Here is a 20,989-nt window from a genome sequence, read left to right as displayed (position 1 = left end):
GCGGCAAGGTTACGCCCGGTATCCTTTTCGAACCCGGTAGCTAAGGTTGTTTGCGCTGATGGTACTGCACTCGGTGGGGTGTGGGAGAGTAGGTTGCTGCCGCCATGTTTCTTAGTGTGTGGGGTGTTGCCTGTTTGGGTAACACCCCACACACGTTTAACCCCGGGCGAGCTCGCTGTTGCTTCGGGCCCATAGCCCTCGACCGCACCTTGTGATAGATGCGGGAGTGGTGTACTTGCTGGTGGTTGGCCGTGGTTAGTAGGGGCATGTGTTTCAGCTCAAAAGCAAGGGCGTGCCTCCAATCCAGCGTCAAGCGAAAAAGTGGCCTGTACCTCAAAAATGCGTCGTCGTAGAGTAAACTAAAAAGTGCGCAACCGCGCACGGTCTACCCAATGGAGGAGATATGAAAGCAGCGCGTTACTACGGTAATCACGACATTCGCATCGAAGATATCGAAGAGCAGCCGCTAGAGCCCGGCACTGTGCGGGTCAAGGTTGCTTGGTGCGGTATCTGTGGAACTGACCTTCACGAATATCTCGACGGCCCCATCTTCTGTCCCGCGGAAGGCCATCCTCATCCGATTTCCGGTGAGGAAGTGCCGGTCACCCTCGGGCACGAAATGTCCGGCGTCGTCGCCGAAGTTGGCGAAGGCGTGACGGATCTTGCAGCTGGCGACCACGTCGTCGTCGAACCTTATATTATCCGCGATAGCGTGGACACCGGCTCGGAATCGACCACCTACCATCTGTCCCCCGATATGAACTTCATCGGCCTGGGCGGCCGCGGTGGTGGGCTTGCCGAAAACATCGTCGTTAAGCGGCGCTGGGTCCACAAAATCCCGAATAACATCCCGCTCGACCAAGCCGCGCTCATCGAGCCGCTTTCCGTGGCCGTGCACGGCGTGGATCGCGGCGACGTGAAGGAAGGTGACTTCGCCCTGGTGGGCGGTGCCGGTCCCATCGGTGTGCTCTGCTGTGCGGTCCTCAAGGCCAAGGGGCTTACGGTCGCGGTGTCGGAACTCTCCGAGCTGCGCCGCCAGCGCGCCGTCGATGCCGGCGTGGTCGACTACGCCTGGGATCCCCGCGAAGTCGATATCGTGGAGGAAACCAAGAAGCTCACCGGTGGTGTAGGTGCCAATGTTGCCTTCGAATGCACCTCGGTGGACGTGGTACTCAACCAGCTCATCGCGGCGCTCGGGCCGCGCGGCGTGCTCGTCAATATGTCCATCTGGGGACACCAGCCGAATATTGATATGCACTCCGTGGTCATGAAGGAACTGGATGTGCGCGGCGTCATCGCCTACGTGAACACCCACCCGCAAACAATTGAACTGGTTGCCTCGGGTAAGATCGACGTCTCCCCGTTCATCACCGGCAAGATCAACCTGGAAGACCTCGTCGACAAGGGCTTCGATACCCTCATCAACCGCAACGAAACCGCGGTTAAGATTCTCGTTTCCCCGAACGGCGAAGGCGAAGAATAAAACCGTAGCTCTCTGAGCGAGTTCCTTAGAAATAGCGCCCGTGGGAGGAACACCTGCCGCGGGCGCTATTTTTATAGGCCGCGCATCTCCTCGGTTAGTGCCGGCCAGAACTTTCGGTGTTCGCGCCCGAAAGCTTGAGCGCCCAGGAATACCCCGGCCTTGCCGAGCTCCGGATCTACCCATAGGAACGAACCTGATTGACCGAAATGGCCGAAGGTGCGCGGCGAAAACGACGGGCCTGTCCAGTGGGGATGTTTCTCCCCGCGGATCTCCATGCCCAAACCCCAGGTATTATTGCGCTGCCACCCGTAGCCGGGCAGCAAGCCGGGCAATCCATTAAAATGCACGGCGCGGGCGTAGCGTGCTAACTCCGGAGAAATAAGACGCGGCCGCAGCAACTCCCCGGAAAAACGCGCCAAGTCACGCAGATTCCCCACCGCGGAATAAGCAGGGCTCGCCTCCACCGCGACCGAACTCAGGCGCAGCGGCTCAATAACAACACGACGCACCCAATTCTGAATCGACATCCCGGTCTGATGCTCCAAATAATCACCGAGCACATCAAAACCGTAATTCGAATAAATGCGTTTCTCCTCTACGCCCGCTCGTACCGGCCCTTCCTCCTCCGGCAAACCGGAAGCATGTGCGAGAAGATGGACAACCGTGGCACCGGGAGGGCCCGCAGGATCGTCAAAATCCGCCAGGCCGCGCTCCACCGCAATAAGGGTCGCCCAGGCCACCAGCAGCTTCGTCACCGACATATACGGATATATCTCCCGGGTATTCCCATAAGAAAAAGTGCAGCGCCCGGCAGCGTCGACAACTCCGAGTGCGTGCGGGAACGAAAAAGAATCCGAAGCGAGAAGGTTATCCACAGGCATGGTTCAAGTGTGCCATGCTCGCGGAAAACTTCGGGCGGGTGCAAGCTGCGCCACAGCGTGATAATAAACTTATCATGATGACAAAAGTATCTTCGTGTGTGTAGGCTGGGAATAGGCCACACTGATGTGGCGCTAACGGGAGGTTATGATGACCCTAGGAACCGGAGGGCTGATCGCAGTCCTCATCGCCGCGATTGTGCTCGTTGTTGTGCTCATCGTCGGCTTGAAATTACACGGCTCGATCGCCCTGACCATCGCGGCGATTACTGTCGCGCTGGTCACGGGCGTGAAGCCCGCGGAAGTGGGCGATGTACTCGAACAAGGCGTGGGCGGAACCCTCGGATTCCTTGTTCTTATTATTGGCTTCGGCGCAATTCTCGGGAAAATGCTGGAAGTGTCCGGCGGAGCCGAACGTCTCGCCAAGGGGATGCTTCGGGTTTTTGGTGAGAAACGCGCCCCGATTGTTATGTCATTCCTCGGCTTGATTGCCGGTATTCCGGTCTTCGTGGAAGTGGGCTTCGTGCTCCTAGTTCCCCTCGTTTTCGTGGTGGCCAAGGAAGTGGGGTGCTCGAAGATCCGGGTGGGAGTGCCGCTGGCTATCTCCCTCATGGTGGTCCACTGCATCCTGCCTCCGCACCCCGCCGCTACCGCTATCGCGGGCACCCTCGGCGCAGATATCGGCATGGTTATTATGCTCGGTCTTATTGTGGGGATCCCGGCCGCTCTTATCGGCGGCCCGCTTTACACCGGAATTGGGCTGCGTTCGCTTGAACGTGCTCACGTTGCTGCGCACGCCGGCCAGGTAAGCGGCGTCGTCGCCGCAGAAAAACCGGGCCACGAACCGAGCGAGGCGCATAGTGACGCGCTTGCTGCGGGCGAAACCATCCTCAAAGATGATGCAGCGGAGCGCACCTTGCCCGGTTTCGGGATTACTCTCCTCACGATTCTGCTGCCCCTCATTATTATGGTGTGCCGCACCGTTGCGGATCAGACCCTTCCGGAGGAAAACGGCGTGCGCCAATTCGTGGACCTCGTAGGTAACCCGATTTTGGCGCTCCTCATTTCGGTGATTTTCGCGTACTTCTCGCTGGGGATTTCGCGGGGCAAGTCGCTTTCGGATCTGTCGTCGGTGACCGATTCTTCCTTCGCGCCCATCGGTGGGGTGCTCCTCATTATCGGCGCGGGCGGTGCCTTCAACGCGGTGCTGATGGCCTCCGGTATGGACAAAGCCATCGCGGGCGCCATGGGAAGCTTGCCGGTCAGCCCGCTTATCCTCGCCTGGCTCATCGCTATCGTGCTGCACTTCGCGGTAGGTAGCGCCACCGTCGCCATGATTTCCGCGGCCGGTATTGTGCTGCCGATGCTGCAAGCATCCCCGGATCTCAGCCCCGCGCTTATGGCTATCGCCGTGGGCGCCGGCGCCATCGGTCTCACCCACGTAACCGATTCGCTCTTCTGGCTGTACAAGGAATACATGGGCATTTCGGTGGGGGATGCGCTCAAGACCCTCACCGTGGGTACCACTATTGCCTCGGTGGTGGCCCTGTGCATGACCATGCTGCTTCATCTCGTCATCTAAAGGCCGCGTGGAGTAGGGCTGCGGTTTGCGCTGAGATGGCGTAGAAGTGGCGCCTCGCACTTATCTACTAACTAATCTGAGAAAGGACTCAGTCATGACAACTATCGCTGGAAAAACTCTCGAGCAGTGGGTGGAGGACTACCCGCTTATTCAGGACCTCGTGGATCTCAAGGTCGCGGACTGGTTCAATCCGGAGGTGCTGCCGGCCGCGGAAGGTCTGGCAAAGGTCGGCCTCACCGTGGCTGATGTGGACGACGCCGCAGCGCGCCTCAAGCGCTGGGCCCCCTACCTCAAGCAGGTTTTCCCTGCCGCCCGCCCCACGGCTGGCATCCTGGAATCCCCGCTGGTGGCGGTTCCCACCATGCAGGCTCAGCTGGCCGAACGAAAGGGAGTGGAGATCCCGGGCCAGCTGTGGGCGAAACTTGATTCCCACCTGCCTATTTCCGGATCGATCAAGGCCCGCGGCGGGGTTTACGAAGTACTCAAGCACGCCGAGGAACTCGCGCTGGAAGCCGGCCTCATCACCCTTGAGGATGATTACCGCAAGCTGGATACCGAAGAAGCGCGAAAGTTCTTCTCCCAGTACAAGGTGGCGGTGGGTTCCACCGGCAACCTGGGGTTGTCCATCGGGATTATGTCCGCCCAGCTAGGTTTCCAGGCTTCGGTGCATATGTCCGCCGATGCTCGCCAGTGGAAGAAGGATAAGCTTCGCTCCCACGGCGTGAACGTGGTGGAATACGAATCGGATTACTCGGTTGCGGTGGCGCAGGGTCGCAAGGAAGCCGAATCGGATCCCACCGCCTACTTCGTGGACGATGAGAATTCCCCCTCGCTCTTCCTCGGTTACGCGGTGGCCGCGCGCCGCCTGCAAGGCCAATTCCAGTCCCTGGATGTCACGGTGGATGCCCAGCATCCGCTCATCGCCTATCTCCCCTGCGGGGTGGGTGGTGGCCCGGGCGGCGTTGCTTTCGGCCTCAAAACCGTTTTTGGTGACAACGTCCACTGCATCTTCGCTGAACCGACCCATTCGCCCTCGATGTTCCTCGGCGTTATGACCGGCAAGCATGACGAGATCGCGGTGCAAGATTTCGGTATTGATAACCTCACTGCCGCGGACGGCCTGGCCTGCGGGCGTCCCTCGGCTTTCGTGGGTTCGCGCATGCAGTACCTTATCGACGGCTACTACACCGTTGAGGACCAGACCATGTACGAAAACGTGGCGCTCCTGGCCCACACCGAGGGCCTGCGCATCGAGCCTTCCTCCTCGACCTCTTTCGAGGGCCCCTTCCACGTGCTCGCCGCGAGCGAATACCTGGAGCGGGCGGGGCTCACCCCGGAGAAGCTCGCGGGTGCCACGCACCTCACGTGGATTACCGGCGGCAATATGGTTCCGGATAAGGAGATGGATTCCTACATCGCCAAGGGTGAAGAAACCCTGTAAAGCGGGGTAAAAAATCGGGGTGCCACTCACTGTAGTGCGCACCCCCGCACTATGCCCGTCATTTAAGATATTTTGTCAGAAGATACAGTAATGGGGCCGTACGGAGGAAGGAGCCGGTGCCATGGAGGCGGCGGAATACGAAGCGATATCCGACGAGGTAATCTCCCGCGAGGTTACCTCCGGCGAGGTGACCTCCGGCAAAGCGATATCCCGGGAAGATAGCGAATATGTGGCCTCTTTCAAGCCGCTGGTCGAATTCCTCGGGGTGGCGCTGGGGGAGAGCACCGAGGTTGTGCTCCACGATGTGAGCGACCTCGACCATTCGGTTATCGCCATCGCCAACTCGCATGTCACGCAGCGTACCGTGGGCTCCCCGGCCACCGATCTCATGTTGCGGGTGCTGCGTGCCGGCGAAGGAACCACGGCCGATTACCTCACCGGTTACGAAGCGATTACGCCGGGTCGCGCGCGCACCTTGCGTTCGTCCACGTTTTTTATACGACGACGGGGCCGCATCATTGGGATGCTCTGCCTTAATTCTGACCAAACCGTGCTGCGGCAATTGGACGAAACTGTCAAAAAAATTGCGGCCTTGTATTTCCCCAATCCCGAACGGCGCAAGGAGGCGACGGAGGAAAAGCCGGAGATTTTGGCATCCTCCGTTGCTGATATGAAAACGGCTGCCATGGAGTCGGTGCTTTCGCGCTATCACGTATCGGTGGACCACCTCACCCAAGCCGAACGCCTGGAAGTGGTGCGTTCGCTCGACGAGGATGGATTCTTCCAGCTGCGCGGGGCGGTAACCGACCTGGCGCTCGCGATGAATCTTTCTGAGCCCACCGTATATCGATATTTGCGCCAGGCGCGAGCTTGAGCGGCCGGCCCGGGGCCCTCGGCATGTTTCGGGACCTGCGAAACTCGATATCATGGCGGTATGACACGAGTGATTAAGAACTGGCTCACCGATATGGATGGTGTGCTCATCCACGAAGAAAAGGCGCTTCCGGGTGCCGCGGATTTTCTCAATAAACTCAACGAAAAAGAGTACCCCTACCTTGTTCTCACCAATAATTCGATTTTTACCCGGCGTGATCTGTCCGCGCGTTTGGAAGCTGCCGGACTGATTGTCCCGGAAGATCATATTTGGACTTCGGCGGCAGCAACGGCGAATTTCCTTGCGGATCAGGTCGAAAATAAGCGCGCCTACGTAGTGGGAGAAGCCGGCCTCACCACTTCGATGTACAACGTCGGTTTCGTGATGACGAACGTCAATCCGGAAGTGGTAGTCCTTGGGGAAACTCGAACCTATTCCATTGAAGCGCTTACCACCGCGATCCGCCTCATTAATAAGGGGGCCCGGTTCATTGCCACCAACCCGGATGTGACGGGCCCTTCCGATCTGGGGCCGATTCCGGCAACCGGGGCGGTGGCCGCCATGATTACCGCCGCCACCGGCCGCCAGCCCTATTACGTGGGCAAGCCGAATCCGGTGATGCTGCGCAAGGGCCTCAATCTTATTGACGCACATTCCGAAGAAACCGCGCTGGTGGGGGACCGGATGGATACCGATATCCTCGCGGGCATGGAAGCCGGGCTGCAAACCCACCTGGTGCTCTCCGGCTCGACGGCCCAGGAGGAAATCGTGAACTTCCCCTACCGCCCGGATTACGTGCATCCTTCCATCGCGGAAGTGGCGGAGCTGCTCTAGCTACTTCTTATGCGGGCGGCCTATTTTACTGAGAGGGGTCCGTGCATACAGCTTCGTGCACGGGCCCCTCTGGCCGTATGAGGTCTTCTACGTGCCATTCCCATACGTGTCGCCCGGTTTCCGCTATCGGCCCCCAATTTTTCTCGGGTGGTTATGCTTCGAGGGCTTGGAGCACACTGGCACGGTTATCGCGCACAACGGCTTTCAGCTGGATCTCCTCCCACTCCCGCATGCCTTGCTCGAGTGTTGCGCGGGCTTGTTGTGTGCATTGGGCCCCGAACTCGTCGATAACGAAGAGGAGGATTTCTTCCAAGCAGGGCCGGAATCTGCGCCCGCCTACCGGGAAGTGAACATCAGCAATACGGGGAGTGCGGGCTTCGTTCTTGATGCGCCGGCGTGAACGCCGGGAATTCTTACCGCCCAGGAGCAAAGCATGTGTCCATTCATCACGATGGGCATGTACCTGGACATGCGCGCAGGGAATATTCGAGTGTGGTGAGCGAATATAATCCCAACGCACCAAAGGCTCGCTGTTTTTTGCTCCCCGGATGACCGAGAACGTTGATTCATTAACAGTGAGAGACCCAGTTTCGGAATCCAGGAAAACTTCGTAATCGAAACGGATAAAAAGGAGACGGTCAACGTAAATACGCCCCGACAGTCTTTTTAGCGGAAGATCTCCTTTTGTAACCTTCTGCGTAGATAGTGAAAATTCGGGGTCAATCAACTTCCCAATCAGCTGTAGATGTGCCGCAAATTCATCAGCACGCTCATCCAATCGTGCGTTCACCACGGTAATACTCCTCGAAACGATCCAGACCTACCATCTCGAAATAAGCGTCAGACTCGTCGGGTCCGAGCTGGTAGTTATCAGCGCGCTGGTCGAATTCTTCGCGGGTCATCCTGACCTCACGCAAAATTTCCTCTTTGCGCTTGAGAACATCTTCAAGCGATGTAAAAGTAAGGTCTGGAAACAACTTGCGTCCCCTAACAAAACTCATGACTTTGCTCCTTCAATTGCATAGTTCCGGGTGGTTTTCCCCGTCCTTCTCCGCCATTCTCGCATGGCATAGAGACACAAAAAAGAGCTTTTTACCGCCCTGTGGACAAGGGCGACGTTTGGCGAATCTGTGGATATTTCTCACCCGTCGCTTGCTGTCAAACGCAAGCTCGCACACGGGTACCGATGGTCGAATAATGAGATAGCAAGGTCTGCATCCCACCCCTAAGTTACGCTACCGTAGGTAACGCGGGTGGAGTGCTTATGCCCGGCGTGCGGGTCATATGCCTGTGCCCGGTATACGGCTTCGTGCCGGCGCCGGCGCCCGGTGCGCAGGCTCGCCGCCTCCGCGTTACCCGCTGGCCGTGCCGCGGCTGGCGGTTTCGTGTAACGACGGAGAAATCATGCGTCAGGTTCATCCTTGGCGGGTGCTCGTCTGCGCCTGCCTGCTCACCTTTATCACCGGGTGTTCATACGTTTTCTCAATTTTCCAACTCCCGGCCGCTCAGCTATACGGGCTGAGCGCGGCGATGGGTGCCTATACTCTCACGAATGCCCTCGCCCCCTTGCCCATGCTGCTAGGCGGGTACTTTATTGACCGGGGCCGCGCGGTGTGGACGGCCACAATCGGCGCGCTCTGCGCGGCCATCGGCTGGGCCAGCGCAGCCTGCGCGAGTTCCCCGCTCCACTTCGTGCTCGGCTACGGACTCATCGGTGGCATCGGAATGGGCCTGGTGCTCACCTCCGCGCTCTCCAATACCCTACGTTTCTTCCCGGGCCGGCGCGGGCTCATTTCCGGCATTATTTCCTGCGTGAACGGTGCCTCTGGCATCGTTATGGCGCCCCTGGCCCAGCGACTTCTCGATTCCAGCGACTTGCGCACCACCTTGCTGGTCTTTGCGAGCCTTTACGCGGTGATCGCGCTCGTCGTGGCCTTAAATTATCGCGCCGCCCCGGTGGAGGGTGTAGCCGCGCCCGCCGCGCCCGCCACCGAAGTACGTCCGGTGCCCGCCACCGAATCACGTCCGGAGCCTGAGGGCCGCGCCCGCGCGTCCCTCACCACTCGCGCGTCCCTCACCACCGGCCAAATGCTCGCGACCCCTGATTTCTGGCTCATTTTCGCCATCTTCATCGCCGGGGCCTTCTCGGGGCTCATGATCGTCTCCAATGCGGCTCCCATCGCGGCAAAAATGTTCCACTTCTCCGCGGCCAACGCCGCGCTTTTCGTCTCCCTCTACGCCTGCGCCGGAACCGCGGGGCGTTTCTGCTTCGGCTGGCTTGCCGACCGCCTCGGCCATGCCCGCACCCTCGAAGTCACTTTTTGCTGCGACGCTTTCGGCTTGCTGCTCCTCATCGTGGGTGGACACGGCGTATGCGGGGGAGCGGGTACGTTCGGCGCCGCGAGCGGTGCCGGCAACCTGGCCAGCGGGATGTTCCTGGCGGGCGGCCTGCTCGCGCTCGGCCTGAGCTACGGTGGCACCATCGCGATCATGCCCGCCTGCGTGATGGATCGCTTTGGGCCGCGCTGGCAAGGCATTAATTACGCGCTCGCCTTCACCGGGTTTTCGGTGGCCGCTATTTTCGCCCCGCGGCTCGGCGCTCAGATAGGTGCCATGTACGACGGCGATTACACCCGCGCCTTCCTCTACGCCATGATTGCCTCGGCCACGGGGCTGGGCTGCGCGCGTATTTTGCACCTGCGCATCCGCGCCCGTCGCGCCCAGCACACCCGTGCCGCGTAGCTGAGATACCTGGCTGAGGTACCCAGCTGGGATAGCCGGCCAGGCCACCCCAGCCAGGGTGCCTAGTCCGCGAACTCCATAATGACCGGGACGTGATCGGAAGCGCCTTTGCCCTTCCGTTCCTCTCGATCAATGATGGAGTGGGTATGCCGGGCCGCCAGAGCCGGGGAAGCGAAACCGAAATCGATCCGCATCCCGTGATTCTTCGGGAAGCGCAGCCGCTGGTAATCCCAGAAGGTGTAATCCGCTCCCTCGGCCGCGCGGGTAATATCTTCCACCCCGGCCTCCAGCAGCGCGGCCAGCGCCCCGCGTTCCTCCGTGGTCACATACATGCCTACGTCGTTCCGGAAATAATCAATATCCCAGACGTCAGTATCTCGCGGAGCTACATTCCAATCCCCCGCCAGTAGCAGCGGATAGTCAGGTTCCTCGCCCAGCCGTGCGCTCACCGCGGCCCGCAGTGCCTCGAGGAATTCCAGCTTGTAGTGGAAATGCGGATCCCCGTAAGCCCGCCCATTGGGAATATACAGGCTCCACACCGTGACCGCGTCCGGCCCGGTACCCAGGCGCGCTCCCAGGGCACGCGCCTCCACGGTGGGCGCGCTGAGGAGAGCGCCGTCGTCGTCGACCTTAGAAAAACCGGGCTGCCCGGGGAAACCCACCTGCACGTTCGCGATCCCCACGCGGGAAAGAATCGCGACTCCGTTCCACTGGTTGAGGCCGGTGCAGGCGACTTCGTACCCGGCGGCTTCAAAAATTTCGCGCGGGAACTGCGCGGGCGTGCATTTCGTTTCTTGTAGAAGGAGGGCGTCCAGGTCCCAGCGTTCCAGGACGGCGCGGGCGCGTTCGGCGCGGGCGCGCACAGAATTAATATTCCAGGTGGCAATACGCATAACACCAGTGTAGAGAGCCGCGGGCACGTTACCATAGCGGTTATGGGAAGTGCTCTTATTACCGGCGCCAGCGCCGGCCTCGGGCTGGAATTTGCGTGGCAGCTCGCGGCTGAAGGAAATGACCTCGTGCTCGTGGCGCGTAACCGGGCGCGTTTGGAGGCTATCGCGCATGACTTGCGCCAGGCTGCCGGGGTGCAGGTGGAGGTCCTCGCGGCAGATCTGTCGCGGCACGACGACGCACGTGCGGTTGCGCGCCGGGTAGCGCAGCATTCGCGTCCCATCGGTTTGCTCGTCAATAACGCGGGCTTTGGGCTGGGGCAGGAATTTTCTACCGGCGAATGGGAACGGGAAGAAGAAGCGCTCGACGTCATGGTCCGCGCGGTTCTCATGACCTGTCATGCGGCGGCGCGGGAATTTTCGCGCCGTGGTTACGGGGGAATTATCAACGTCTCCTCGATGACGGCCGGTACCGCGCAGGGTACCTATTCGGCGCATAAAGCCTGGGTGCGTACTTTTTCCGAGGGGCTGGCCGTGGAGCTGGCGCCGGCCGGGGTATCGGTCACCTGCGTGACCCCGGGGCTTATCCGCACCGAATTTCACGAACGGGCCGCGGTGGATGCTAGCCAGTGGGCCGATCTGCTTTTCGCCCAGCCCGAAGCGGTGGTGAATGCCGCGCTGGAGGCATGCCGGCGCGGGCGGGTGCTTGTTACGCCCACCCTGCTTTACAAGGCGGCTGCCGCGGCGCTGCGTATCGCACCGCGTTCCCTGGTGCGGAAATTCGCCGGGCCGGGGCTTTCTGGGCGCAACTAAAACGGACCGGCGCCGTAGCGAAAACCACCCGGCTACGTAGCGAAAAACCACCCGGCAAAAAAGCAGGCGGCCCGGCGGCTTGTGACAAGCTGCCGGGCGCGCCCAGGACTAGAAACTACCGCTGCCAGCGGGAGCCTTGCGGGCTTCATCTGGTAGCTGGAGCGGCTTGGCTTGGCGGTAATCCCAGCGCACCCGCGTTTCGGTGGGTAGGCCCTGGAAGTAGGCCGGAGCCACGATGGCCATTCCCCGCACCTCGTACGTTTTCTTATCGATGCGCACCTGCAGGTTCGCGGAATCGTCCAGTTCCAAACCGGGGGATGCCCCCTGCATTTCCTGCGCCATCGCACCGGAGAGCGGGCCAACAATAAGGTAGTTCTCCGCGTCCTCAAAGACTTGGGTGCCATCAATATCCGGGAAAATATCCTCCCCGCGGTAGGAGCCGGGCGAGGTGGGAGCATCCCCGGAATCCGCGATATCGGCCATGCTTTCCTCGGTTTTGCTCCAGATGCCGGCCATATTGGTATACACCGTGACGGTATCCGGCTTCGGGCTTTCCCCGATCCAGATCGCGGTGGATATTTTACTGGGCATACCTTCCGCTTCCGCCCCGGGAATCCCGGAGGCGTCAATATCCATCTGCATGGCCATGAGGCGGGTGCCGGAATCCACATCGATATCAATATCGATCGTGGCAACCCCGGGGCCGGTGCCGGGCACGTCCGCGGAAATCTCCATGGACATATCAAGGCCCAGGGAGGTGCCGAAGAAATCCTGCGAGCTTTTCGCAATAATCTCATCCTGTTTGGCGATGGCGCGCTTAATAATCTCACGGGCCTGAGCGTTATCAGCCACCGGCGTGAATTGCCCGGTTTTCGAGATGCTTTCGTCAAAGAGAGGCGCGTCGCCCGAGCCGCCCTGGCCATGCCCTTCGCTCATCAACGGGCCGGGCTTAGCTTCCGGGGTGACCAGTGCATTATTCGCGCACCCGCTCAGGATCAGGGCACCGGCGGCTACCACCGCGAGAGGTTTCCACATCTTCGTCATCGCTGCTCCACTTCTTGGGGTTTCCCGCACCCGGGCCTGGGGTGGCGAATCGTTTATTGCGCTTACGTGTACCACTGTACAAGGCCGACGGCGCCAGCGAAACACGCGGCTCCTCCAGCGGTGACCGTGAATAAGGCCGTGCGCCGTGTTCGGGGTGTGCTCGCCGGTAGACTAGGGGAGTGACAGATTCTTCCCAGTCTTGCGATTCGCTCAACGTCCCTGCGGCAGCTGCCTCCGGTGAGGGTACTGAGCTGCCCGCGCACCGCATTCCCGAACCAGGCGGCTCGCCCTACGGTGAAAAACGCACGGTCGGGGTGGGGCCACACCCGCAGCCCTGGCCGGAAGATCCCCGTTTGGACCCGCAGCTGTTGGCGGAAGGCGACCACCGTAACGTCGTCGACAAATATCGCTATTGGAGCGTGGAAGCGATCAAGGCTGATATGGCAACCCGCGCCGTGAGCGCCCATATTGCTATTGAGAATCTCCAGCACGATCTCAATATTGGGTCAATTGTGCGCAGCGCCAATGCTTTTAATATGGGTGGCGTGCATATCGTGGGGCGGCACAAGTGGAATAAGCGCGGGGCGCTTGTTACCGACCGCTACCTGACGATGTATTATCATCCCACCCCGGCTGACCTGGAAGAATGGGCCCGCGAGCACGAGTATCAGCTCATCGCCATCGATAACCAGGAAGGCGCGGTGCCCCTGGAACAATCCGAGCTCCCGGATAATTGCCTCCTGGTTTTCGGGCAGGAATCCGCCGGGATTTCCCCCGATTTACTCGAGCGTTGCGACGGCGCGGTGGAAATCACCCAGGATGGCTCCACCCGTTCCCTCAACGTCGCCGCGGCCGCGGCCATTGCTATGCACTGGTGGGTAGCCCAGCACTCCCGGCATGCCTAAGGTCAGGGCACCCCGCGTTCGCACTAGTTTTACTTTCCAGGAGGATCACATGGTTACCCGCCTCAATGTTGAGTTGACTCGCACCGTTGACGAGTCCTACCCGCTGCTTATCGGCACCGATCTTGCCGGTGAACTCCCCGGGGTGCTGGATGCGGCCGGGCTGAGCCGCTCCCGGGTGGCGGTTATTACCGATAGCACCGTCAATGATCTTATCGGCGCGCAGGTCATGGATGTTCTCACCCGCGCCGCGCAGTCTCAGCCCGCGCCTCGCGCCCCGCGGATCTTCGTTTTCCCGACCGGAGAAGAAAACAAAACCCGCGCCACCAAAGAACAGCTGGAAGATGCCATGCTCGCCGCCGGTTTTAACCGCGACACCGTAGTGGTGGCCCTGGGCGGCGGAGTGGTTTCCGATCTCGCCGGTTTCGTGGCCGCAACTTTCACGCGCGGGGTTCCGTATATCACCATGACGACGACGCTTGTGGGCGCGGCGGATGCCGCTATCGGGGGTAAAACCGCGGTGGATACCCCGGTGGCCACCAACCTCATCGGAGCTTTCCACCAACCGCGCGCCGTTCTTATTGATGTGGCACGCTGGGCGACTCTCACCGATGCGCAGTTGCGTGACGGCATGGGCGAAACGGTCAAGCACGCTTGCCTGGCTGACCGCGATTTCTTCGAGATCCTGGAAGACCACTTCGTGCGGCGCGGCGGGAGCGTAAGGGAGATGGTGGGCGATGCCGAGCTGAGCGGCTATATTGCCCGCCGCAATGCGGAAATCAAGGTGGAGGTGGTGCAATCGGATGTGCACGAAGGTAACCGCCGCATGGCTCTCAACCTTGGCCATACTATCGGGCGGGCCCTGGAGGCCGCGTTGGATTACGCACTCCCGCACGGGGAATGCGTGGCCATTGGGCTAAATCTGCAATGCCGGCTCGGGTTGCGCTACGGCTACCTCAGCGAAACGGAGGCCACGCGGGTGGATACCCTGCTGCGAGCCATCGGCCTGCCTACCGAGCTACCCGCCGGAGTGAGCGTGGCGGATATTATGCGCGCCATGGGCCACGATAAGAAATCGCTGGGCGGGGCCATCCGCTTCGTATTCCAACGCGGCATCGGCGCGATGGAAACTTTCGCGGGCGGCAGTTACGCGCGCGAGATCCCTAGCGCTGAGGTGCGCGAATTCCTGGAAGTCCAGCCGCGCAGTTAGTTCACCAGCACTTCGATTTCGACTTCGACGGGGGCGTCCAGCGGGAGCACACTCACGCCGACGGCGGAGCGCGTATGTGCGCCGTCGCCGCCAAAAATCTCCCCGAAAAGTTCGCTGGCGCCGTTGGCGACCTGGGGTTGCGCGGTGAAGTTCGGGGCGGACGCTACGAATACGGTGACGTGCGAAATACCGCGGATGTGATCGATGCCGCCCGCAACCTCCGCGGCCGCCGCGAGGGCGTTAATGCCGGCGATACGCGCGTAGGAATAGCCGTCCTCCGCGGTGATTTCCGCGCCGAGTTTTCCGGTGGCCGGCAGCTGGCCTTCCACGAACGGTAGCTGCCCGGAAGTGCGCACCGTATCCCCGTGCCGCTTGGCGGGGATATAGGCTGCAACGGGAGCGGCAACCGGAGGAAGGTTGATACCCAGCTGGGTTAGACGGGTGCTGATGGTGTCCATGCGTAGGCCTCTCACGGAATCGTTGAGTGTGAGTGCGCGGAATGCCGCGCGTGATAATAGGTTATCTCGAAGGGCACGGCTGCGCGAAGTTGCGCTACTTGCGGTGGAACGACGCCGCCCCAGCTGCCCGCGGGCTCAGTGTTCTTGGGCGTGTTTAGCCTTCGCCCTCGCGCAGGGAACGGGCTAGGGGATCGCGCCCTTCAAAAATGCGGCGGCGCCAATTGCGTTCTTCCGGGTGGTGGCGCAGCAGGGCGCGGCGTTCGCGTTCCGTCATCCCGCCCCATACCCCGAACATCATTTCTGCATCCAGTGAATCGGCTAGGCAGTGCAGGCGCACCGGGCAGCGAAAACAAATCGAGCGCGCCTGGCGTTGGGCTGCTCCGCGCACAAAAAGCGAATCGGGATCGATAGCGGCGCAGGCGGCGGCATCTGCCCAATGCGGGTATAGGGCTAGTGTTGTGGTCATCTATCCCCCTCACTCCGGCGTGACGGCTTATGGTGCAGTTCTTTACTGTTTTACGATCATAATATTAGCGTTTTATGACGTGTGCTACGTTTGTCCGCGTTGTGGAGCGGTGGTGGAGGGTGCTCGAGGGGGTGAGCGAACGTACGGGCGTGCCCGGAGAACCGTGGGGAACCCCGGGGAGGAAGCGTATGTCTCGTTTCTTTCGCTGCGCCGGGTCAGTATTCTTATGGGTATGTCGAGTTCTAGCCCGAAAAAACAAGCGACCGGACGGCAAATCGGAACGTTCGTACTGGCGCTGCTCCTCGCCCTGTGCGGCGGGGGCGCCCTCATGGCGGGGATTGCGCTGCCTTTCGTGATGACTATGGGGACCACGGCCAATGCGGTCACCGGTATTTTCGACGACGTGCCGGAGGACTTAGGCTTTACTGAACCTTCGGAACAGACGGTGCTGCTGGCTAAAGACGGATCGGTGCTGGCCCGGTTCTATATCGAGAACCGGATTAACGTGCGCTCTGATCAGATCTCGCAGCATATGAAAAACGCCGTCGTGGCCATTGAGGACCGGCGTTTTTACGAGCATCACGGTATTGACGTGCAGGGCACCGTCAGCGCGCTGGTCTCGAATCTCACCTCGGGCGGGCTTTCGGGCGGTTCGTCCATCACCCAGCAGTACGTGAAAAATGCGCTCCTGGAAGAGGGGCGTATCGCTGATGATAATGAGAAAATCAAGCGGGCTACCGAACAGACCATTGCGCGTAAGATCAACGAAGCTCGTTACGCGATCGCCGTCGAAAAAACGATGACGAAAGATGAGATCCTCACCGGTTATCTCAATCTTGCCCAATTCGGCCCCTCGCAGTACGGGGTAGAAACTGCTGCGCAGCGCTACTTCTCCAAATCCGCGAAGGATTTGACGGTGGTGGAAGCGGCCACGATGGCCGGAATTACGCAGAACCCGGCCCAGTGGGATCCGGTGCGCCATCCGGAAGCTAATACCGAGCGTCGCAATGTGGTGCTGGGTGAAATGTACCGTTCCGGTTTCATTACCGAAGCGGAAATGAAGGAAGCTCAGGCCACTCCGATTGAGTCGTATATGCATGTATCGGAGCAGGTGGCCGGGTGTGGTTCGGCGGGTATCAGCGCCTACTTCTGCGAGTACGTGGTCAAGGATTTGCTCAATGACAAAGCGCTGGGAGCCACCCGTGCCGAGCGTACCCGCCAGCTGTACCGAGGTGGCAAAGTTATCCGCACCACCCTGGATTCGGCGCGCCAGCAGCAGGCCTATGACTCGGTGGTGACGCACCAGCCCGTGGATGATGCTTCCGGAATTGATGCCGCGCTGGTCTCCGTGGAGCCGGGGAGTGGGCATATTGTGTCGATGGTGCAAAATACCCGCTTCGGGGTCCCGAATGAAACGGATACCCGGATGACGCAAGTGAATGTGACGGCGCCGCAGGATATGGGGGGCGGGGCCGGTTTCCAGTCCGGGTCAACCTTCAAGATTTTCACCCTGGTGGAATGGCTGGATTCCGGGCGTAGTGCCTATGACGTGGTGGATAGTAGCGAAGGCTTGCTGCCGCAAAGTTCCTTCCAGGCCTCGTGTACGAATCTTGCGGGTGAGCCCTGGCCGGTGGGTAATTTGGGGCAGTCTAACCGCCCGCGTACGGTGCTGGAAGGTACCCGTATGTCCACCAACGGTACTTTCGCGCATATGGCCCAGAAGCTAGATCTGTGCCAGATCGCGAATAAGGCCCAGGCCATGGGTGTGGAACGCGGGGATAATGAGCCTTTCGATATTGTTCCCCCGATGATTCTGGGTACGAACAACGTGACCCCGCTCTCTATGGCCACGGCGGGAGCCACCCTCGCCAATGATGGTATTCGCTGCGATCCGATGTCCTATACCTCCATCGAAGAACATGACGGTACTGTTATTTCCGAACGCAAACCGCAGTGCCAACAGGCCATTTCTAAGGAAACGGCACGCAAAACGAATGCGGTTCTCCAACATGTGGTGGAACCCGGAGCAACCGGTGAGAACGCGGTGCTGCGCGGGCGTCCGGCAGCTGGGAAAACTGGAACTGCGCAAAACGATTGGCATGCGTGGTTCATGGGCTACACCCCGCAGCTCGCCACCGTGACCTGGCAGGGGCACATCAGCGGAAATATTTCTATGTTTGACGCCGTCATCAAGGGGAAAAAAGAGTCGGAAGTGTACGGTGGTTTGTACCCCGCGATGATGTTCTCCGACTATATGAACGCAGCTTTGGCTAATCAGCCGGCTGTGCCCTTCCCGCAGCCCACCACTCCGATGCGCCGCCCGGCACCCGCCACGCAAGCGCCCGCGAGGCCCTCACCCACGCCTACGCCGGTACCTGCACCTGCGCAACCCGCGCCGGGGGAGCAGGGCGCGGTTCCGCCCGAGGCCATTCACGAGGGCGAGGACAACGAGGAATACGAAGAAGTTGAGGTTGTGGAAGAGTAGCCGGCGCTACGCGGCCCGGGCTGGACGACCCGGGCCACGCTTGCCAGGCGAGCCCGGGCCGATGCCCTTGTAGAAACCGCACATCACTCGAGACGGAAGGCGGATACCGTGAGCGAAGCTGAAAAACACCGAGTTCGGCGCGCCGCGCTGGGCTTGTTAAGTGCGGGTGCCGCCGCGGGGGCCGGGTGCCTGAGCTGGGCGCTGCACGAAGCCCACCGCTATATCCTGCGCGAGCGGGTGCTGGTGCTGCCGCACGTTGCGAACGCCGCCGGTGAGCTACGTATTCTTCATCTTTCGGATATGCACCTGCTGCGTCGCCACCGGGCCAAGCAGCAATTCTTGCGCGAGCTCGGCCAACGTTGCCGCCCGGATCTTGTGGTCCTGACGGGCGACCATCTTTCCGAAGCAGGCGCCGTCGGCCCTCTCCTGGACGCCCTGGCACCGCTTGCTGATATTCCGGGGCTGTTCGTGTACGGCTCAAATGACTATTTCGCCCCGGTGCTCAAGAACCCGTTGCGTTACGTAGCGCCGGGCCTCTTCCCGCCGCTGGTCGAGAAGGGCGAACCGGATTTGCCGTGGAAAGAGATGACCGCCGGGCTGGAAGCTTTCGGCTGGATCGATCTCAATAATCAGCGGGCGCAGCTGCGCGCGGCCGCCTGGGATATCGACGCGGTCGGTATGGACGACCCGCATATCGGCCGGGCCCGGATGCCCCGCCCCGGCGAGGCTACTGATGCGGTGGAAGGCGGCGCGGCTGCGGAGGGAAACACGAGCGCGGGACGTGAGGGGCGCAAAAACAGTGGGCGCGGATATCTGCGACTCGGCGTCGTTCACGCACCGTATCGCGCCGCTCTCGCCGCATTAATGAACGACGGCGCAGCTCTGACGCTGGCGGGACATACCCACGGCGGGCAGTTGGCCGTGCCTGGATTCGGTGCTTTGACCACGAATTGTGATCTTCCGCTGCGTTACGATTCCGGGCTTTTCGATTGGCCCTGCGGTGAGGATACCGGTGCCGAGCGCGGCGCGGGCGGCGCGGGTTCTGACCGCGATACGGGAGGAGGCCGGGCTGGAGAACGTCTGCCCCTGCGCGGCGACGGCGTGCGGGTGCTCCGCGGTGGCATGGCGGTGAATGTGTCTGCCGGCCTGGGGACATCGCCGTATACGCCGGTCAGGTTCCTCCGGCCTCCCGAAGCGATTTTGCTGCGGGTGCGCGGCGGTGCGGGCTGAGGGTGACAAATGATCGGGTGAGCTACGTGTGCTGCTCGGAGGGGCGCCGGGGTGGTTTGCCGGGAAGAAGCGGAACTATCCTGGCTGTACGCCAGATCACTAGATCGAATTTAGCTTTTTCGGCTGCGGAGGGCTATTATTATTGAGTTGCCAAAGCACGGGGTATGGCGCAGCTTGGTAGCGCGCTTCGTTCGGGACGAAGAGGCCGTGGGTTCAAATCCCGCTACCCCGACGTTGTGATGTCCCGCGTCACAGGTCCGCCTGTGACGCGGGACATCATATTCTGCTAATTCAGAGGTTTCGACAGTGTTAACGATGAAACTGTGGGCTATAGGACAAAATGTGTTGGTTACGGTTTAGTAGGTTGGGTTCCATTTAGTCCTGTTGTGTAGATCGGTCCATTCAATACCCGTCCCCCACATCTCGGCCTCGGCCTGTGCTTGGTGACGCTCACGGGCCCGGGCGAAAAGGGTGGCGATCTGCTCATCACTGACCGTCTCGCGTAAAACCTGCCCAGCACTGCCAGGATTCTCGGTATGGCGTTGACACCACCACAACACTGCCTTGACCTGATGGAGCAAGCTCATACCCCGATGACGGCGCAGCATCGCCCGTAACTGGGAGTTAATCTTTCCCTCGATTAGATTCGAGGTAGCAGGAATCGGGTCGTCTTCCACGACCAGTGCGGGCTCTAGGTAGGTGAATAGTGTCTGGTTACCTACCAGCGTGTTCAGCGAGTTACGGGCCTTAATCAGGCGTGTGTGCGTGTCCACGATCCGGCCATCACTAAGCCGTGTTTTCTCCGCTAGCAGCGCTTTCCAGGTCTGGTTCCATGTCGCTAGGCGCCTGACCCAGTCCACTGCTTCCTCGCGCGTAGCCACGCCTAGGAGATCTTTGGCAAGGCCGTAGAGCTCGACGCCGGCCTGGGTACGCGCCCGGGTCGTGGTATAGCGTTTCACGGTACAAAAAGCATGGTACGTGCAGCGTTGGATACGGGTGGTGGGCCAGGCATGCTTGAGGGCGCTGGCGATCCCGCTTCCCCCGTCACAGACCACCACGTCCGGGGCTGCGATACGGGAGAAGAGGGCCATCCAGGCAGCGGTGGTCTCGTTTCTAGCCACGTACCAGCCCAGTACGTGTGTTTTTGTGCAGGCTATTAACACGGCCAGGCGGTGGGCGAGGTAGATCCCGTCAACGAAGATGACGTGGTGGTGTTCTTTCACGGTGGTATGGACCGGCCAGAGTTTCCATAGCGGTGCGAAACGGCGTCGCAGGGAGCGTCCCTGGCCTGGGTGGTGGCGGTAGGTGTATTCGCCTAGTAGGTAGTCCCAGAAGGCTGTGAGGTCGCGTGCTGTGGTGGTGTTATGTCGGGTCTGTGTGGTTTTGCATTGCGGGCAGCGATACCTGGGTTTCCCGGTCGTGGTTGTTCCCCATTTCTGGGTGGGGTGTGTGCATGTTTTGCATTTCGGATTCGGCATTTACTTATTTAAGCCGAGTCCGAGTCCTAGTTTGTGGTGGTGTGGTGCGGGAAAGTCGGGGTTAAACCAACACGTTCTGTCCATCCAAAAACTCGAGTCAAACCGAGTTCGAACCCGACTTTAGCCTGCTAGCAAGCCGAAAAGTCCGGATAAAACCAACACCAAGTGTCCTATAGGCC

19 protein-coding genes, 1 tRNA gene and 1 rRNA gene are annotated in these 20,989 nt (G+C 60.6%); 13 read left to right on the top strand and 8 right to left on the bottom strand.

Annotation, left to right across the window (positions count from 1 at the left end):
- Nucleotides 1-105: ribosomal RNA gene (gene rrf, locus DDD64_RS07480) — 5S ribosomal RNA — on the top strand; the annotation flags it as partial.
- Between the two features lie 298 nt (nucleotides 106-403).
- A complete protein-coding gene (locus DDD64_RS07475) occupies nucleotides 404-1,483 on the top strand; it encodes a 2,3-butanediol dehydrogenase (protein WP_126135753.1) in 1,080 nt (359 codons plus the stop codon).
- 71 nt (nucleotides 1,484-1,554) lie between these two features.
- On the opposite strand, the gene DDD64_RS07470 is transcribed toward DDD64_RS07475, so the two are convergent.
- Entirely contained in the window at nucleotides 1,555-2,364 is an 810-nt protein-coding gene (locus tag DDD64_RS07470; RefSeq protein ID WP_126135752.1) for a serine hydrolase domain-containing protein, read from the bottom strand.
- A gap of 148 nt (nucleotides 2,365-2,512) precedes the next feature.
- Between DDD64_RS07470 and DDD64_RS07465 the strand changes: the two genes are divergently transcribed.
- The 4 genes from DDD64_RS07465 to DDD64_RS07450 all read left to right on the top strand — a co-directional run bounded on the left by DDD64_RS07465 (nucleotide 2,513) and on the right by DDD64_RS07450 (nucleotide 7,092).
- On the top strand, nucleotides 2,513-3,943 hold the full coding sequence (locus DDD64_RS07465; RefSeq protein WP_126135751.1) for a GntT/GntP/DsdX family permease: 1,431 nt from the start codon (nucleotides 2,513-2,515) through the stop codon (nucleotides 3,941-3,943).
- A 94-nt stretch (nucleotides 3,944-4,037) separates the two neighbouring features.
- Nucleotides 4,038-5,384: a D-serine ammonia-lyase gene (locus tag DDD64_RS07460; protein WP_126135750.1), complete on the top strand. Its 1,347-nt coding sequence runs from the start codon at nucleotides 4,038-4,040 to the stop codon at nucleotides 5,382-5,384.
- Nucleotides 5,385-5,505: 121 nt separating this feature from the next.
- On the top strand, nucleotides 5,506-6,258 hold the full coding sequence (locus DDD64_RS07455) for a helix-turn-helix transcriptional regulator (protein WP_206435407.1): 753 nt from the start codon (nucleotides 5,506-5,508) through the stop codon (nucleotides 6,256-6,258).
- 60 nt (nucleotides 6,259-6,318) lie between these two features.
- The gene (locus DDD64_RS07450) at nucleotides 6,319-7,092 is read left to right on the top strand and encodes an HAD-IIA family hydrolase (protein ID WP_026429073.1); all 774 of its coding nucleotides are present in this window, start codon (nucleotides 6,319-6,321) and stop codon (nucleotides 7,090-7,092) included.
- Between the two features lie 151 nt (nucleotides 7,093-7,243).
- Here the strand turns inward: DDD64_RS07450 and DDD64_RS07445 are convergent, their stop codons facing one another.
- Nucleotides 7,244-7,885: a hypothetical protein gene (locus DDD64_RS07445; protein WP_126135749.1), complete on the bottom strand. Its 642-nt coding sequence runs from the start codon at nucleotides 7,883-7,885 to the stop codon at nucleotides 7,244-7,246.
- Nucleotides 7,863-8,093 carry a hypothetical protein gene (locus tag DDD64_RS07440; RefSeq protein ID WP_126135748.1) on the bottom strand — a complete coding sequence of 77 codons (231 nt, stop codon included), beginning with the start codon at nucleotides 8,091-8,093 and terminating at the stop codon, nucleotides 7,863-7,865. The genes DDD64_RS07445 and DDD64_RS07440 overlap by 23 nt, the downstream gene beginning before the upstream one ends.
- 403 nt (nucleotides 8,094-8,496) lie before the next feature.
- Here DDD64_RS07440 and DDD64_RS07435 point away from each other — a divergent pair, with 403 nt between their 5' ends.
- A complete protein-coding gene (locus DDD64_RS07435; protein WP_164545964.1) occupies nucleotides 8,497-9,834 on the top strand; it encodes an MFS transporter in 1,338 nt (445 codons plus the stop codon).
- Nucleotides 9,835-9,896: 62 nt separating this feature from the next.
- On the opposite strand, the gene DDD64_RS07430 is transcribed toward DDD64_RS07435, so the two are convergent.
- Complete coding sequence (locus tag DDD64_RS07430) at nucleotides 9,897-10,727, bottom strand: exodeoxyribonuclease III (protein WP_126135746.1); 831 nt, start codon at nucleotides 10,725-10,727, stop codon at nucleotides 9,897-9,899.
- A gap of 42 nt (nucleotides 10,728-10,769) precedes the next feature.
- On the opposite strand from DDD64_RS07430, the gene DDD64_RS07425 reads away from it, so the two are divergent.
- Nucleotides 10,770-11,537: an SDR family NAD(P)-dependent oxidoreductase gene (locus DDD64_RS07425; protein WP_126135745.1), complete on the top strand. Its 768-nt coding sequence runs from the start codon at nucleotides 10,770-10,772 to the stop codon at nucleotides 11,535-11,537.
- Nucleotides 11,538-11,645: 108 nt separating this feature from the next.
- Here the strand turns inward: DDD64_RS07425 and DDD64_RS07420 are convergent, their stop codons facing one another.
- On the bottom strand, nucleotides 11,646-12,581 hold the full coding sequence (locus DDD64_RS07420; protein ID WP_126135744.1) for a hypothetical protein: 936 nt from the start codon (nucleotides 12,579-12,581) through the stop codon (nucleotides 11,646-11,648).
- A 179-nt stretch (nucleotides 12,582-12,760) separates the two neighbouring features.
- Here DDD64_RS07420 and DDD64_RS07415 point away from each other — a divergent pair, with 179 nt between their 5' ends.
- Together DDD64_RS07415 and aroB are read left to right on the top strand one after the other, a co-directional pair.
- Complete coding sequence (locus DDD64_RS07415) at nucleotides 12,761-13,486, top strand: TrmH family RNA methyltransferase (protein ID WP_126135743.1); 726 nt, start codon at nucleotides 12,761-12,763, stop codon at nucleotides 13,484-13,486.
- Between the two features lie 49 nt (nucleotides 13,487-13,535).
- Nucleotides 13,536-14,693 (top strand): 3-dehydroquinate synthase, encoded by a 1,158-nt coding sequence (aroB, locus tag DDD64_RS07410; RefSeq protein WP_126135742.1) that lies wholly within the window; start codon nucleotides 13,536-13,538, stop codon nucleotides 14,691-14,693.
- Here the strand turns inward: aroB and DDD64_RS07405 are convergent.
- Together DDD64_RS07405 and DDD64_RS07400 are read right to left on the bottom strand one after the other, a co-directional pair.
- Nucleotides 14,690-15,151 carry a RidA family protein gene (locus tag DDD64_RS07405; RefSeq protein ID WP_126135741.1) on the bottom strand — a complete coding sequence of 154 codons (462 nt, stop codon included), beginning with the start codon at nucleotides 15,149-15,151 and terminating at the stop codon, nucleotides 14,690-14,692. The genes aroB and DDD64_RS07405 overlap by 4 nt on opposite strands.
- A gap of 154 nt (nucleotides 15,152-15,305) precedes the next feature.
- On the bottom strand, nucleotides 15,306-15,617 hold the full coding sequence (locus DDD64_RS07400; RefSeq protein WP_126135740.1) for a WhiB family transcriptional regulator: 312 nt from the start codon (nucleotides 15,615-15,617) through the stop codon (nucleotides 15,306-15,308).
- A gap of 232 nt (nucleotides 15,618-15,849) precedes the next feature.
- Here DDD64_RS07400 and DDD64_RS07395 point away from each other — a divergent pair, with 232 nt between their 5' ends.
- From DDD64_RS07395 to DDD64_RS07385, 3 genes are all read left to right on the top strand, one after another.
- The gene (locus DDD64_RS07395; protein WP_241227591.1) at nucleotides 15,850-18,102 is read left to right on the top strand and encodes a transglycosylase domain-containing protein; all 2,253 of its coding nucleotides are present in this window, start codon (nucleotides 15,850-15,852) and stop codon (nucleotides 18,100-18,102) included.
- 108 nt (nucleotides 18,103-18,210) lie between these two features.
- Nucleotides 18,211-19,332, top strand: coding sequence for a metallophosphoesterase (locus DDD64_RS07390; protein ID WP_126135739.1), 1,122 nt, complete (start codon nucleotides 18,211-18,213; stop codon nucleotides 19,330-19,332).
- A 158-nt stretch (nucleotides 19,333-19,490) separates the two neighbouring features.
- Nucleotides 19,491-19,564 (top strand) — tRNA-Pro (locus tag DDD64_RS07385).
- A 124-nt stretch (nucleotides 19,565-19,688) separates the two neighbouring features.
- On the opposite strand, the gene DDD64_RS07380 is transcribed toward DDD64_RS07385, so the two are convergent.
- Nucleotides 19,689-20,810 (bottom strand): IS1249 family transposase, encoded by a 1,122-nt coding sequence (locus DDD64_RS07380; RefSeq protein ID WP_126135738.1) that lies wholly within the window; start codon nucleotides 20,808-20,810, stop codon nucleotides 19,689-19,691.
- Nucleotides 20,811-20,989 lie beyond the last annotated feature (179 nt).

Source organism: Actinotignum sanguinis, from assembly GCF_003957255.1.
Classification (GTDB): domain Bacteria; phylum Actinomycetota; class Actinomycetes; order Actinomycetales; family Actinomycetaceae; genus Actinotignum; species Actinotignum sanguinis.
This window is presented reverse-complemented; position numbering and strand designations above follow the sequence as displayed.

Coding starts and splice junctions, on each gene's coding strand:
- DDD64_RS07400 (WP_126135740.1), bottom strand. CDS start 15,617: ATGACCACAACACTAGCCCTATACCCGCATTGGGCAGATGCCGCCGCC.
- DDD64_RS07425 (WP_126135745.1), top strand. CDS start 10,770: ATGGGAAGTGCTCTTATTACCGGCGCCAGCGCCGGCCTCGGGCTGGAA.
- DDD64_RS07450 (WP_026429073.1), top strand. CDS start 6,319: ATGACACGAGTGATTAAGAACTGGCTCACCGATATGGATGGTGTGCTC.
- DDD64_RS07395 (WP_241227591.1), top strand. CDS start 15,850: ATGTCGAGTTCTAGCCCGAAAAAACAAGCGACCGGACGGCAAATCGGA.
- DDD64_RS07475 (WP_126135753.1), top strand. CDS start 404: ATGAAAGCAGCGCGTTACTACGGTAATCACGACATTCGCATCGAAGAT.
- DDD64_RS07465 (WP_126135751.1), top strand. CDS start 2,513: ATGACCCTAGGAACCGGAGGGCTGATCGCAGTCCTCATCGCCGCGATT.
- DDD64_RS07455 (WP_206435407.1), top strand. CDS start 5,506: ATGGAGGCGGCGGAATACGAAGCGATATCCGACGAGGTAATCTCCCGC.
- DDD64_RS07435 (WP_164545964.1), top strand. CDS start 8,497: ATGCGTCAGGTTCATCCTTGGCGGGTGCTCGTCTGCGCCTGCCTGCTC.
- DDD64_RS07430 (WP_126135746.1), bottom strand. CDS start 10,727: ATGCGTATTGCCACCTGGAATATTAATTCTGTGCGCGCCCGCGCCGAA.
- DDD64_RS07420 (WP_126135744.1), bottom strand. CDS start 12,581: ATGACGAAGATGTGGAAACCTCTCGCGGTGGTAGCCGCCGGTGCCCTG.
- DDD64_RS07460 (WP_126135750.1), top strand. CDS start 4,038: ATGACAACTATCGCTGGAAAAACTCTCGAGCAGTGGGTGGAGGACTAC.
- DDD64_RS07405 (WP_126135741.1), bottom strand. CDS start 15,151: ATGGACACCATCAGCACCCGTCTAACCCAGCTGGGTATCAACCTTCCT.
- aroB (WP_126135742.1), top strand. CDS start 13,536: ATGGTTACCCGCCTCAATGTTGAGTTGACTCGCACCGTTGACGAGTCC.
- DDD64_RS07470 (WP_126135752.1), bottom strand. CDS start 2,364: ATGCCTGTGGATAACCTTCTCGCTTCGGATTCTTTTTCGTTCCCGCAC.
- DDD64_RS07440 (WP_126135748.1), bottom strand. CDS start 8,093: ATGAGTTTTGTTAGGGGACGCAAGTTGTTTCCAGACCTTACTTTTACA.
- DDD64_RS07380 (WP_126135738.1), bottom strand. CDS start 20,810: ATGCCGAATCCGAAATGCAAAACATGCACACACCCCACCCAGAAATGG.